At 73.1% G+C, this 13,441-nt stretch carries 10 protein-coding genes; 6 read left to right on the forward strand and 4 right to left on the reverse strand.

Going from position 1 to position 13,441, the window contains the following annotated elements; translation table 11 throughout:
- Nucleotides 1-115: 115 nt before the first annotated feature.
- Nucleotides 116-1,522: an erythromycin esterase family protein gene (locus tag ACVWNX_RS03730; protein WP_454412418.1), complete on the reverse strand. Its 1,407-nt coding sequence runs from the start codon at nucleotides 1,520-1,522 to the stop codon at nucleotides 116-118.
- 265 nt (nucleotides 1,523-1,787) lie between these two features.
- On the reverse strand, nucleotides 1,788-2,405 hold the full coding sequence (locus ACVWNX_RS03735; RefSeq protein ID WP_454412419.1) for a TetR/AcrR family transcriptional regulator: 618 nt from the start codon (nucleotides 2,403-2,405) through the stop codon (nucleotides 1,788-1,790).
- Between the two features lie 93 nt (nucleotides 2,406-2,498).
- Here ACVWNX_RS03735 and ACVWNX_RS03740 point away from each other — a divergent pair, with 93 nt between their 5' ends.
- On the forward strand, nucleotides 2,499-3,833 hold the full coding sequence (locus tag ACVWNX_RS03740) for an alpha/beta fold hydrolase (RefSeq protein WP_454412420.1): 1,335 nt from the start codon (nucleotides 2,499-2,501) through the stop codon (nucleotides 3,831-3,833).
- Between the two features lie 198 nt (nucleotides 3,834-4,031).
- On the opposite strand, the gene ACVWNX_RS03745 is transcribed toward ACVWNX_RS03740, so the two are convergent.
- Nucleotides 4,032-4,955 (reverse strand): hypothetical protein, encoded by a 924-nt coding sequence (locus ACVWNX_RS03745; protein ID WP_454412421.1) that lies wholly within the window; start codon nucleotides 4,953-4,955, stop codon nucleotides 4,032-4,034.
- Nucleotides 4,956-5,020: 65 nt separating this feature from the next.
- Here ACVWNX_RS03745 and ACVWNX_RS03750 point away from each other — a divergent pair, with 65 nt between their 5' ends.
- The 5 genes from ACVWNX_RS03750 (at nucleotide 5,021) to ACVWNX_RS03770 (ending at nucleotide 12,050) form a co-directional block, all read left to right on the forward strand.
- Nucleotides 5,021-6,223 carry a CapA family protein gene (locus ACVWNX_RS03750; RefSeq protein ID WP_454412422.1) on the forward strand — a complete coding sequence of 401 codons (1,203 nt, stop codon included), beginning with the start codon at nucleotides 5,021-5,023 and terminating at the stop codon, nucleotides 6,221-6,223.
- A 244-nt stretch (nucleotides 6,224-6,467) separates the two neighbouring features.
- Nucleotides 6,468-8,768, forward strand: a complete 2,301-nt coding sequence (locus ACVWNX_RS03755; RefSeq protein WP_454412423.1) for a HAMP domain-containing protein — start codon at nucleotides 6,468-6,470, stop codon at nucleotides 8,766-8,768.
- A gap of 6 nt (nucleotides 8,769-8,774) precedes the next feature.
- Nucleotides 8,775-10,394: a poly-gamma-glutamate synthase PgsB gene (pgsB, locus tag ACVWNX_RS03760; RefSeq protein WP_454412424.1), complete on the forward strand. Its 1,620-nt coding sequence runs from the start codon at nucleotides 8,775-8,777 to the stop codon at nucleotides 10,392-10,394.
- 74 nt (nucleotides 10,395-10,468) lie between these two features.
- Nucleotides 10,469-10,951: a poly-gamma-glutamate biosynthesis protein PgsC/CapC gene (locus ACVWNX_RS03765; protein WP_454412425.1), complete on the forward strand. Its 483-nt coding sequence runs from the start codon at nucleotides 10,469-10,471 to the stop codon at nucleotides 10,949-10,951.
- A gap of 16 nt (nucleotides 10,952-10,967) precedes the next feature.
- On the forward strand, nucleotides 10,968-12,050 hold the full coding sequence (locus tag ACVWNX_RS03770) for a C40 family peptidase (RefSeq protein ID WP_454412426.1): 1,083 nt from the start codon (nucleotides 10,968-10,970) through the stop codon (nucleotides 12,048-12,050).
- A 62-nt stretch (nucleotides 12,051-12,112) separates the two neighbouring features.
- Here ACVWNX_RS03770 and ACVWNX_RS03775 read toward each other — a convergent pair whose 3' ends face one another.
- The gene (locus ACVWNX_RS03775) at nucleotides 12,113-13,420 is read right to left on the reverse strand and encodes an erythromycin esterase family protein (RefSeq protein ID WP_454412427.1); all 1,308 of its coding nucleotides are present in this window, start codon (nucleotides 13,418-13,420) and stop codon (nucleotides 12,113-12,115) included.
- Nucleotides 13,421-13,441: the final 21 nt, after the last annotated feature.

Here is a 13,441-nt window from a genome sequence, read left to right on the forward strand (position 1 = left end):
GGCATGCAATCACCTCGCACTGACATCCGCCGCCGGTGCCCGTCACCGCCGTCGCGACGGCACGGGCCCGCGCCCGGACCGTCGCGGCGGCGCCACCCGGTCGTCGGGGGCACCGTCAGGAACGGTGCGGTCGGCGGGGTTCGGCCGCCCGCACCTCGTGGAGGTGAACCAGGACGTCGTAGGCGCGGCCGAGGGCATGGTCGTAGAGGGGGTAGTCGTCGCTGAACTGGGTGCCGATGGAACGGGTGGGGCGGGCGGTGTCCAACCAGGCCCGGACGGGGGGCGTGGCGGTACGTAGATCGGCGTAGAAGTCACGGTGCCGGACCTGGTCGAGGACGTGCTCGTTGGTGCCGGGAGCGGCGGCGCCGACGGCGAACGGCTTCCAGTCACCGCCGACGGCGGTGTCCTTGGAGAGGAACGAGCCCCGGTCGAAGCTCATGCCGACGGGGAGGTACTTGCGGCCCAGGGCCGCGCGGAGGAAGGAGCCCTGGGTCTCGGTGTACAGGGCGTCGTGGGCGGCGACGAGCCCGAGGTGGTCGTTGTGCGCGGAGACCAGCGTCTTGTGTCCGGTGCGCTCGTGCCACCAGAGGACGTTGCGGGCCATGGCCCGGTCACGGAAGCGCATGAGCGCGGGGTGGGCGGCGGAGTCGTCCGGGTCGGCGGCCAGGAACTCGACGCTGTCGGCGAGGAAGCGGGCGTTCTGGACGGCCCAGGCGTGGGCCTCCCGGTCCGGGCCGTCGGCCGCGCGGATCAGGTCGAAGGCCAGTCGGGCCCGGTCGGCGAAGCGCCGTCGCTCGGCGGACGGCTTGCGCCAGTAGACGAAGACGTCGTCGACGGGACGCAGCCCGGTGTAGAGCTCGTCGATCCGGGGCGCCAGGGCGGGGTGGTGGCGGTGGACGTGGCCGGTGATCCGGGCGAAGAAGTCCTCGGTGATCGAGGGGGCGGCCAGGTCGTTGCCGACGAAGTGGACGGTGCGGGTGGGGTTGCGGCGGTTGTGCTCACGCATCCATTCGATGAGGTGCACGAACTCCTCGCGGTCCCAGGGGGTGCCCGCGAGGGTCTCCCCGGCGATCAGCCGGGCGTCGCCCTCGCCGGTCCGGAGGTGGTCGTCGACGCGCAGTCCGGCGCCCCAGCTGAGTTCCAGGGAGAAGGCGCGGAACCCCTTCTCCTCGACGAGGTAGCGGAAGAGACGTTCCTTCATGGTGAAGAACTCGTGGGAGCCGTGGGTGGCCTCGCCCAGGCCGACGACCCGGGCGGCGCCGATCATCGCGCCGAGGGCCCGCAGATCGGCGTTCCCGCCGCCGGGGCGGGTGGAGCGCAGCGGACGGGCGATCCGGTCCAGTCCCCGGACGACGGGGTCCTGGGAGCGGACGGCGGCGGGCGACGGCCCGGCCGGGGCGGGGTCCCGCCGCGCGCCCGGGGCGGCCCTCGCCACCTGGGGGGTCAGGGCCGTTCCCGCCACGGCGGCCGCCGTGGCGAACAGGGTCCTGCGGCCGACGCGCCGGGGGTGGTGGCTGGTCATACGGGTGAACTCCTTCGGTCCGCTCCGGGAACCCGGGAGCCCGGAACCCTGGAAGCACGGAGCGATCCTCACCCGTGGTCCCCCGGCGGCGCACGGGGTCCAGCCCCCCTCTTCTCCGGGGGGACGCCTTCACGGGGAGAAGGGGGCCGGCTCGCGGGCCGGGGCCCGGTTCCGGCCCGGCGAGGAGCGGGCCCGACCCCGGCGAGGAGCGGTTCGGCCCCGGCGGGGAGCGGGCCCGACCCCGGCGGGGAGCGTTCCGGCCCCGTCAGGGAGCGGTTCCGGCCCGGCGGAGGTCCTGGAACACCTCGGGGGTCGCCCAACCGCGCACCGCGGCACGCACCGCCGGACCGAACGCGGCCTCGGCCGTGGCGTCGTCGAGGGCCCCGGCCAGTTCGAGGGTCACGAGCCCGTGCAGGGTCGCCCAGAGCGACAGGGCGATCGGCGTCGTCTCCCCCGCGAGGACGGAGGCGGCCGAGGCGCGGTCGATCGCGGCGAGGAGCGGACGGATCGGGTCACCGGCACCGACCGTTCCCGAGGGGTCGAAGGAGCGCACCCCGCCGAACAGCACCGTGTACAGGTGCCGGTGGCCGCGCCCCCAACGGCGGTAGGCGGCGGCCAGCGCGTAGAGGTCGTCGAGGGGGGCACCGGAGGCCGGCACCTCCGACAGGTCCCGGAACAGTCCGGCGACGGCACGGTCGCGGACCGCGTCGATCAGTCCGTCCTTGCCTCCGAACAGCGAGTACACCGCCGTCGTGGACGCCTCGGCGGCGACGGCCACGGAGCGGACCGTGACCGACTCCCGGGGACGGGTCGCGAGCATCTCGGTCGCGCACGCCACGAGCCGTTCTCCGACGGCCTCGTCATTGGTTCTCGGCCTTCCCATGCCCAGCAGCCTATCCCCTTTGGTAACGTCGTTTCAGAACGACGTTCCGAAACGACGTTCCGCAATGGTTCCGCATGAGAACGGGAGTCCGCCATGCCCACCCCCGCCCGACGTTCCGTCCGCACCCTCGGACGCTTATCGCTGGTCCTGGCCGCCACCACGGCGCTCGTCGCCGTCTTCCTCGCGCTGATCGTCCTGACGGACGGAGCGGGTTCGGGGCTCGTCGCGTGGTCGGCGGCCTTGGGCGCCGGAGCCGCCTTCGCCGCGTGGCGGGGCCGGAGCCGGGGCCGCCGCGGACGGCTCGCGCCGTTCCTCCCGGTGACCCTGGCGGCACTGCTCACCGGGTCGGTCTGCGTCCCGACCGTTCCGACGGACCGTCAGTACCCGCCCGACCCGGCGTTCGTGGCGACGCGGCACTGGACCCTGTCGACGGGCAGCCGGGTCGCCGTGTACCACTATCCGGCCGCGGACTCCCCCACCAGGCACCCCGCCCCGCTGGTGTACCTCAACGGCGGGCCGGTGCGCGGCATCTCGGAGATCGACCACCGGTTCCTGCGGCAGCTGGCGCGCCGGGGGCACGACGTCTACGCCTACGAACAGGCCGGTGGAGGACGCAGCGAGCTGCTCCCCATGGACCAGTACACGGTCACTAGGTCGGTCCGTGACCTCGTCGCCTTCCTCGACCGTCTGGACCGGGGGAAGGCGGACGTCCTGGGGTTCTCCGCGGGCGGCGTCACGCTCACCCGGGCCCTGGCCGACCCCCGCACGGCTCCGCGTCTGCGCCGGGCGGTCATCGCGGAGCCCGGCCCCATGGACGGCCCCACCGCACGCGCCGGCGGGCACCGGGGCCGGGCCACCGCGCGAGGTCTGGCCCCGGCCCCGACCGGACCGAAATCGACCCGCGTCCCCCGGTACGCCGTGGCGTTCGGCCTCATGCGGCTCGGCCTCCTCACCCCAGAAACCGGACTGATCGGGCAGGCCGAAGGCGTCAACGCCCTCACCGCCGCCGACCTCGGCGACGACACCGCCTCCGCCTACTGCGCGCGCGACGCGCACCGCGTCCCGGTCGAGGACACCGCACGGAACTTCTCGTTCAGCGCCGCCGCCAGCCTCCGCGTCCAGCGGACGGTCAGGGAATCGCCCTCCATCGCCCCGTCGCTGGGGCGGTCCCGGACCCCCGCGATGCTGATGATCGCCGAGTGCTCCTCCCAGGTCCGCCAGTGGGCGACCGCCGTCCTCACCGCCGCCCCCGCCGTCCGGCGCGTCCAGTACCTGCCGGGCGTCGGACACCGCATGTGGAACGGACTGGACGACAACGACGACCGGGCCGCCGACGTCATCACCGCGTTCCTCCGGGACGAGCCCGCGCCCCTGCCGAACCATCCGACCCGAGAGGGGATATCCGCCTTCCTGCGGGACCGCGAGTGACCGCACCGCACCGCCCGAACGGACGGACGGGGAGCGGAGGGGCGCCGGGCGGACGGAGGCGGGGCGGAAGGACGCCGGGCGCGGACGAGGCGGGTGCGGAGTGGAGGCGAGTGGACGGAGGCGGGTGGACGCGACGGGAGGCGGACGGACGGGAGGACAGGAAGGGAAGGGGGACGGGCGGGCGACGGACCCCACGGCCTACCGCCGCCCCGTCCCCTCCCAGGTTTCGAGGAGCCGGGACAGGGCCGAGCGGGCCACCGCCGCGGCCTCCGTGCCCTCCCGCCGGGCCCCGGGGGCGAGTTCGACGTGGAGGAAGGCCACCTGGTGCCGTCGCGCCGACTCCCCCTGGACGTTGGTGATCCCCTCCAGGGGGCACCGGTCGGCCCACCCCCGGCAGACGCGGAGCCCGCCGTCCGCCATGCGGTCGGCCAGCGCCGTCGCCTCCGTGGGCGCGGTGCGCGCGGCGCCGGTGGAGAGCACGGCGTCGTAGGGGCGGCGCGGGCCCTTCGCGAAGCCGTGCAGCTGCGCGCCCGGGATACCGCGTTCCTGCAGCACGGAGACGATCGCGTGGAAGGCGCTGTCCGTACGGTGCGCCACGTCCGCCGAGTCGCCGCGGCCCGCGTCGCGATGGGCTCCGGCGACGACCAACGCGCCACCGGGGGTGCCGGTCAGGAGTTCCGCCCCGAGGGACTCGGTGTCACGGTCGGCCACCGGGTGCGGCACCTGGACGCTCCACCGGACCCCGGCGTCGGCGTCGAGGTAGAGCCGCCCCCAGCGGGCGCCCCGGCCGGGTCCACGGGACGCGACTTCGTCGTAGCGCTCGCCGGTGGCGGTGTCCGTGAGTCTGGTCACAATGAAGTCGACCTCGCCGAGGGCCTGTTCGGCTGCCGCGAAGTCACCGTCCAGGAGGTGTCCGACGCCACGGGCGAGGTGTTCGCGCTGAGCTTCGCCGGGAGCTCGATACGGCTTCTGAGCTTTGGCTTCTTCCGCGTACCGAGTGATTCGATCTTCGACGTCCACCAGCTCCCTGAGCTGCGGACGATCTTGTTCTCCGCCCTCGCCCGAAGTCCGCGCGCAGCCGACCAGTGTCGCCATCAGGGCGAAAACGGCAAGAGTTTTCACCAAAAGTGATGCCCTTGTTACATCAGATGAAAAATGGACCTTTTGGGTCATGCGAGAATCTTTCAGTGACATTCCGTGATTATTCCCTTCCGAGTCGCGCACTGACAGCGACGGCGGCCTTCGCCGTACTCGCCACCGGCTGCGCGTCGACCTCTTCGGAGTCGCGGAGTGAGCCGGGCGGACGCTCCTTCACCGTCGCCGCCGCGGGCGACGTACTGGTCCACCCCGAGCTGACCGAGCAGGCGGCCGAGGACGCCGAGAAGTCCGGCAAAGGGGTCGCCGGACTGGACTTCGACCCGCTGCTCGCCGGGGTGAAGCCGGTCGTCAGCAAGGCCGACCTGGCCATCTGCCACATGGAGACTCCCGTCGGGAAGCCGGAGGGCCCCTTCGAGGGGTATCCGGAATTCTTGGTTCCGCCCCAGATCCTGACATCCCTGAAGGGCGTGGGCTACGACACCTGCTCGACCGCCTCGAACCACACCTTCGACCACGGCCTCAAGGCCATCCGCCACACCCTGGACACCATGGACCGGGTCGGCCTCGGCTACACCGGCTCGGCCCGCACCCGGGCGGAGGCGGACGACGTCAACATCCGCACGGTCAAGGGCGTGAAGGTCGCCCACCTCTCGTACTCGTGGGAGTCCTTCCTCAACCCGACGCCGGGGAAGGAACGCTGGGCGTTCAACCGGATCAGCACCGAGAAGATCAAGAAGGCGGAGGCCCGGGCCCGGCAGCAGGGCGCCGAAGTGGTGATCCTCTCGGTCCACTGGGGCCTGGAGCACTACAACGAGCCCAGCGTCCCCCAGCTCAAGCTCGCCGAACGGATCACCACGGAGACCGGGATCAACCTGATCATCGGCCACCACGCGCACGTGGTGCAGCCGATCGAGAAGGTGAACGGCACCTGGGTCGCGTACAGCCTCGGCAACCAGGTCGCCCGGCACTCCTCGCCCACCGGACTCACCGAGGAGGGGGTGATCGGCTGGTTCGAGTTCCGTGAGACGGACTCCGGCTGGGACGTCTCCGCCCGGCACCGCACCACGCTGGTCGACATCCCGCCCGAGGTCGAGGAGGGCGAGAAGGCTCCGGAAGGGGCCGTCCGGGACCACCGGCTGGTCGACGTCCGCCAGGTGCTCGACGACCCGGGCGGGCTCTCCGAGGAACGGCTCGCCCGCTACCGCCTCGCCCTGGACCGGACCCACGGCTACCTCTACAACCGGGGCGCTCCGGGCGCCGACGGACTGGCCGAACTGTCCTTGAAGGACTAGCTCCGGCCCCCGACCTCCGGAGACCGGCCCGGCGCACCGTGGCGCCGTGGCCCCGGGAACCCCGCCCCCGACGGTCCTCCTCCGGTCCCACCAGCTCTTTCCCCGTGCACCCGGGGGTCGCGACGGCGCGGCCCCCTCCTGCCCGCACGGGGCGTAGGAACCCAGGAAAGAACCACCAGTGACACCGAACCATGCCACGCGCTCCGCCGGCGGTTGGCGACGACGGAGCCGAAGACGCGCGGACATGCCCCTCCTCGGCGGCATCCGCCCGCCGATCGCGGTGCTGTGCGCGCTGATCCTCGCCCTGGCCGCGCTGACGGCCAAGGTGCTCACCCCCGGCGAGGGGGCGGTCGCCCCCAAGGCGGTGCTGACCTCGCAGCAGCACTTCACCGAGGACAGCGCCATCGCCCTGCGCGCCGCGATCGACGAGCGCGTCACGGACCTCGACCGCACCGCCAGGGCGCTGAGCGCCGGCGCCCCGGAGAAGCCCGAGCGGGTCCTGGCGGACCTGGGGCGGGCCTACCAGAAGTGGACCGGGACCACCCTGGTCGACCTGGAGAGCGGCGACGTCCTCGCCGCGCGCGGGGAGCACGTCCCCCTCGGCTGGCTGGACAAGGACGTCCTCACCGGGGAGCGGGCCCTGACCCCCCGCATGGTGCGGCTGGAGACCGGTGACGTCCGGCTGATGACCATGGCGGTCCTGGACTGGAAGGACCGTCCCCAGCAGCTGCTGATCGCGTCCAGCGGGCTGTCCGCGCCCGCCGTCCACCTCGGCCCGTTCCGCAGCATGGCGGTCGTCTCCGAGGACGGCGAGATCCTCGCCACCGCCGGTTTCGAGCGCGCCGAAGCGCTCAACTCCGACCAGGAGCGCAAGGAGCTCCGCTTCCTCCAGAAGCAGATGAACGAGCTGTCCGACCGGGCGGCGAAGCTGACCGAGGAGCACCCCGTCACCGCCAAGGAGCCCGGCTCCCGGGGCTACCCGGGGGTCAGCGGCACCCTCGTCGGCGGTGAGTACAACGGGCGCACGGCCCTCGCCGGATACGCCTCGCTCGCCTCCTCCGACCCCTCGGAGAAGAAGAGCGTGGCCGCCGGTCTCGGACTGACGGTCGTCTCCCTGCTCCCCGTGGTCCAGCAGGACGCCCCGGCGGACGACGGCCCGTACGCCCTGGCCGTCGCCGGTGCGCTGATCCTGCTCGGACTGCTGGCGGTGGCCGTGCTCTGGCTGACCGTGCAGCGGCCCCTGCTGCGGCTGTTCCTGGAGTCGCGACGACTCGCCCAGGGCGATCTGACCCGGCCGGTCGCGGTGCCCCGCCGTGGGGAGGCCGCCCGGATCGGCGCGGCCCTGGAACGGCTGCGCCAGCAGCTCGGCGGGCCGGGCTCCGGTCGCGTCTCCCGCCGCGGGACGCGGTTCGGAGGACGCGGGTCGCTGGTGCTGACGGCCGCCCTGCTGCTGGTGTGGTGCCTGCCCGTCGGTCTGCTGCTGAACCGTACCGACAGCACGGTCAGCGTGCCGATGACCATGGTCAACGACCAGCGGGAACGGACCGACCTGGTCGCCGACCGGGTCCGCAGGGCGCTCAACGAGGCGCACGCGGACCTCGTCTCCACCTCCCGGCTGATCGGCGCGAAGACCGTCTCCGACAAGGCCGCCGACTCCGGTGACACGAGTGAGTCCGGGGCAACCGGCACCTCCGGTGACGCCGCCGTCGAACCGCTGCTCAAGGAGACCCTGAAGAAGCACCCCCGCTACCGGTCCCTGTACCTCGTGGGCGCCGACGGCGACGTCATCGCCCGGGCGGGCGGCTCCCCCCACGCCTGGCGCGACGGCGGGGACCAGCCGCTGGTCCGGCTCTCCGGGAAGAAGGGCGACCGGAAGCCGGTGATCCAGGCCGGTGCCCCGGTGCCCGGACGCGAGGGCGTCACCCTGGTCGGCGAGATCCGGATCGAGTTCCTCAACTCGATGCTGGACCGGCCCGGTCTCGGCCAGATCCGGGTGGTGGACCCCGAGGGTCTGACCATCGCCGCCAACGACGGCTACCTGGCCTTCGAGAAGCTCCCCGACCGGTCCCTGACCGACCTCGTCCGCGCGGCGGGCGTACGGATCGGCGCGGGCCCGCTGGAGAACGGTCTGCTGCTGCGGAAGGGGGACGACGTCAGCGTCGCCGCGGCGGCCCCGTTCTCCGGCGGCGGCGTCACGGCCGACATCGGCTGGACCGTCGTGAGCTGGCAGGACGCCGACAACTTCCGGATCACCCCGTACGAGCGCGAGGACCGCAGCGTGCTCGCCGGAATGCTCGGACTGGCCGCGATCATCCTCTGCCTCGGCTGGCTGCACCTGGTCGTCGTCCGGCCGCTGAGGGCGCTGGCCACCAGCGCCGAGAAGCTCGCGGACGGCGATCTGAAGACCGTGCTGTACCCCCGCTACCAGGACGAGGTGGGCGCCGTCGTCCGCAGCCTCGAACTGCTGCGGCAACGGGCGCAGTCCCACCGACAGAACCTGGCCCGCCGGAGTGCCGGGACCCGCGCCGACGCCGGAGAAAGGTGACAGGCCGTGCTCTACCTCTACCTCGTACTGCTGACCGGAGCGGTGTTCCTGCTGATCGCGGGCATCGTGGAACAGCGCAGGCACTACGCCGCCCTGCACTCCATCCCCTCGCGGGTGCTCGTCAACGGCATCCGCGGGAAGTCGTCCATCACCCGGCTGTGCGCGGGCGCGCTGCGCGGCGGTGACCTGGTCACCGTCGCCAAGACCACGGGGACGGCCGCGCGCTTCATCCACCCCGACGCGACCGAGGAGCCGGTCTACCGCAAGTTCGGCATCGCCAACGTGGTCGAGCAGATCGGCATCGTGCGACGGGCCGCCACCTACCGGCCCGACGCCCTGGTCATCGAGTGCATGGCGGTCATGCCCGCCCTGCAGGAGGTCAACCAGAGCAAGCTGATCCGCTCCACCATCGGCGTGCTGTGCAACGTGCGCGAGGACCACCTCGCCGAGATGGGCCCCACCCTGGACGACGTGGCCCGCTCGCTGTGCCGTTCGATGCCGGAGAACGGCATCTGCGTGACCGCCGAGCGGGAGCGCTTCGCCATCCTCCAGGAGGAGGCGGACGCCCGTAACTGCGAGCTGGTCTACGCCGACCCCGAGACGGTCACCGACGAGGAGCTGCGCGGCTTCAGCTGGTTCACCTTCAAGGAGAACGTGGCGATCGCGCTCACCGTGGCGGAGCTGCTCGGCGTCGAACGCCGGGTCGCCCTCCAGGGCATGTACGACGCCCCGCCGGACCCGGGCGTCCTCTCCGTGGAGCGTTACGTGACGCCCGAGGGCAAGCGGCTGGCCTTCGCCAACGTCTTCGCGGCGAACGACCCCGAGTCGACGCTGATGAACGTCAACCAGCTGCTCGACCTGGGGGCGGTCAACCGCCCGCTGAACGTGGTCATCAACTGCCGTCCCGACCGCGTCGAGCGGAACGGGCAGATGGGCGAGATCATCCCCGAGCTGCGGCCGGACCACGTCTTCGTCATCGGCCACCCCGCCCGGAGCGCCATCGACGCCATCCCCGCCGAGTGGCGGGACCGGGCGGTCGACCTGGGCGGCGACCGGCGGTCGGCCGAGGAGTTCATGCCCGCCCTGCTGGGCCGGATGGCCGACGGCTCCTCCCTCGTCGCCATCGGCAACATCCACGGCCAGGGCGAGGAACTGCTGGAGTACCTCGGCGCGCTCCCGGCGGACGAGTCCGGCTCCGGCACCGGTCAGCGGACGGCGGCCGCCGCCCCCGCCCGGCCCGCGCTGCCCGCCCGCCCGGACCCGTACGCCCCGCACCTCCAGGCGCAGCACCCCGTCCAGGCGCGGCCGTACCCGCCGTCCCAGCCGCCGGTCCCGGCCCAGCCGTACCCCCAGGCCCAGCCGTACCCGTCGGAGCAGCCGTACCCGTCGGAGCAGCCGTATCCGTCGGCCGGTCCGTACGCACCGGCCGAGCCGTACCCGTCGGTCCAGCCGTACCCGTCGGTCCAGCCGTACCCGTCGGCCGAGCCGTACCCGCAGGACGGGCCGTACACCCAGGACGGGCCGACGTACGGGCCGGTCCACCGGGCACCCCTCCGGATCCCCCACCAGCAGCCGTCCCAGCAGCCCCACGAGGGCGACCGGCTGCCCCCGCACCACCACGCCTGACGGCCGGACGGCCACCGGCCGCCGCACCTCCCGCCCGCCACCTCACCACCCGCACCATCCGCCCGGAGCCCCCGTTGACCACCGCCGCCCTGACCCCCGAGATGGCCGCCCTGGGCATCGCCATAGGTCTGTTCTTCTCCCTCCTCTGCTACCTCACCACCAACCTCTCCCCCGGCGGCATGATCACGCCGGGCTGGCTCGCGCTGACCTTCATCGAGGACCTCCAGCGGGCCGCCATGGTCATCGGCGTCACCGCCCTGACCTACGCGGGCACCAAGCTCATGCAGCGAATGATGATCCTTTACGGCAAGCGGCTGTTCGCCGCCGTGGTGCTCCTCGGCGTGCTGCTCCAGGCCACCGTGATGGTCGTGCTGTCGATCGAGTTCCCGCTGCTGCACGGCAACGAGACGCTCGGGTTCATCGTCCCCGGCCTGATCGCCTACCAGCTCGTGCGCCAGCCGAAGGGCCCCACGCTGCTGGCGACGGCCTCCGTCTCGCTCATGGCCTACATCGTCGTCGCCGCCGGTCTGCTGCTCGGCGTCATGCCCACCGTCTGAGAACCGAGGAAGAACGTTGACTGCGAAGAAGAAGACGCGCGCCGTCGTCCCGGGCCTCGTGCTCCTCGGACTGGTCGGCACCTCCGGGTACCTGACCCTGGAACTGCGCCAGCGGGAGGACCCGGGCGTCACGGAGATCCGCAACGCCGGCGTGCTGAACTCCGGACGGGGAGCGGCCTCCCCGGCGGCCGGGGACCAGGCCGGGGAGAAGTGGTCCCGGATGGCGAACCCGGCACGCAGCGTGCTCCGGGACGCCGACGGCCAGATCAAGGCCGTGCTGACCGACGGCGCGCGGACCGCGACGCTGACCGGCCCGGCCCGCACCTTCGAGGAGCCCGCCTCCACCGCCTCCAAGGTCTCCACCACGGACTGGATCCGGCTGCTGCCGGAGCCCTGGTCCAAGGGCGCGGAGAAGGAGAAGTGGTTCGAGGAGTGGTACGCCGAGCACGAGGGCAGCGAGAAGGACGACCTCTTCGCCTTCGCGTTCCAGTACGTGGCGGACGCCAAGCCGCGCCAGGACGCGACCGGCCTCGCCATCGCGGGCGACGCGAACTTCGGTCCGCTGAACCCCGAGGGGGACGAGAACGGCGATCTGCGTCTGGAGCAGTCCGACTTCTACGACTACCTCGGCGTCCCGTACCCCTTCCGGGACGGCCGCCTCGGCGTCCCCGAGCCCATGCGCGCCAAGTCCCTGGACTGCTCGGGCTACATCCGCATGGTGATGGGCTACCGGGGGCGCTACCCGCTGATGTCCTCGGACCGGTCCGGCGACGGTCTGCCGCGCACCGCCAACGGCATGGCGCGCTCGGACCGGGGCACGGACATCCTTCCGCTGACCGGGGTGTCGGCGAAGGACCGCCCCTCCGCGATCGACGAACTCCAGCCGGGCGACCTGGTGTTCTTCAAGCTCGACAAGCGCACCGGGGAGCGTCTGGACCACGTGGGCATCGTCCTCGGCCATGACACCGAGGGCCATCTGATCTTCGTCTCCAGCCGCGAGGAGATCAACGGCCCCACCATCGGCGACGTCGGGGGCGTCTCCCGGCTGGACGGCAACGGCTACTACGCGAAGACCCTGCGCAGCGCCAAGCGCCTCTGAGGCCGGACGGGCCGGGCCGGGCCGGGTCCCGGGCGGCACCCGGCGCGGCCCGTCCCGGACCCTCAGCCCGCGTCGCCGTGGGCGGCAGCACCGGCCGGGGGCCCCGCCCCGCGCAGCGGGCGGGCCGGAGTCACCCGCCGCAGATGGACGAGGACGTCGAACCACCCGGCCAGCGAACCGCCCGTCATGTGGTGGTCGGTGTCGCGTCGCGGGTCGTGGCGCGGCCCGACGAGCCGGGACCGGGCGGGCCGGGCAAGCCAGTCGGCGACCCCCGGCGGAGCGTCCGCGCGGAGGTCCAGCAGGTAGTCGCCCAGGGCATCGTCGTCCAGCACCGACTCCACCAGCGGCGGTACGGGGGCGGGCAGCCGGTGGTCCGGGGCACCGCCGTAGGCGGCGAGTTCCCCCGCGCCGAAGGTGAGACCGACCGACAGGTACCGGGCGCCGAGGCGTTCCCGCAGCAGGCTGCCCGCGTTCGGGGACGGGGCGGCCGGGTCCGGCGGGAAGCTGACGGTCCGGTCGGGCGCGTCGGCGGTGTGGGAGCTGGAGGACCAGAAGAGCGTCCGGTGACCGGTGTGCCGGTGCCACCACAGGACGTTCTCGGCGAACGACCGCTCATAGCAGGCCATGTTGTGGGGGTCCAGCGGATCGTCGTCGTGGTCGTGGAGTTCGTAGTACTGGACGATCAGCCGGGCGTGCTGGAGCGCCCACGCGTGCCCGGGGTGCCCCGGCGCCGCCGCGACCAGGTCATGGGCCGCCCGCGCGCGGTCGCGCCAGAGCCGCCGGTCGGGCAGGGCGCGGAACCGGCGGGTGTGCGCGGCGGCCCCTCCTTCCGGCCGGAGGCCGTCGTAACAGCGCTCCAGTTCGTCCAGCAGCCCGGGGGCGGCCCGGCGCGCGTAGTCGGTCACCGTGTCGTACGCCGACGCCCCCGTCTCGTGGGGGCTGACCCCGACGAGGCGGACCGGGTCGTCCGGACGGGTCTCGTTGACGGCGCGCGCCCAGCGGACGAGGGCGAGGACCTCCTCGGTGCGGGAGAACGGTTCGGCGGCCTCCAGCAGCGCCACCGGGTCCCCGGCGCCGGTGCGGACATGGGCGTCGAGCCGGGCGACGAGCGTCCAGTCCTGGTCGAGGGCGACCGAGCGGAAGCCCGCCTCGCCGACCAGCAGCCGGGCGACGCGGGTCTGGAGGGCGAAGACCTGGTGCGCGCCGCGCGTACCGGAGCCGTAGCCCACGACGGCCGTCCTCTCGGGGAGCATGCCGAGCAGGGGCCGCAGGTCGTCCAGCGGCGCCGACGCGTCCGTGGTGGTCAGGGGGTGCGCCGTGGCCCCGATCCAGTTCCGGACGGCGGCGCGCTGTTGCGAGGGGATCGTCATGGAGCCACCTTCGGACATCAA

Source organism: Streptomyces sp. JNUCC 64 (assembly GCF_054484115.1).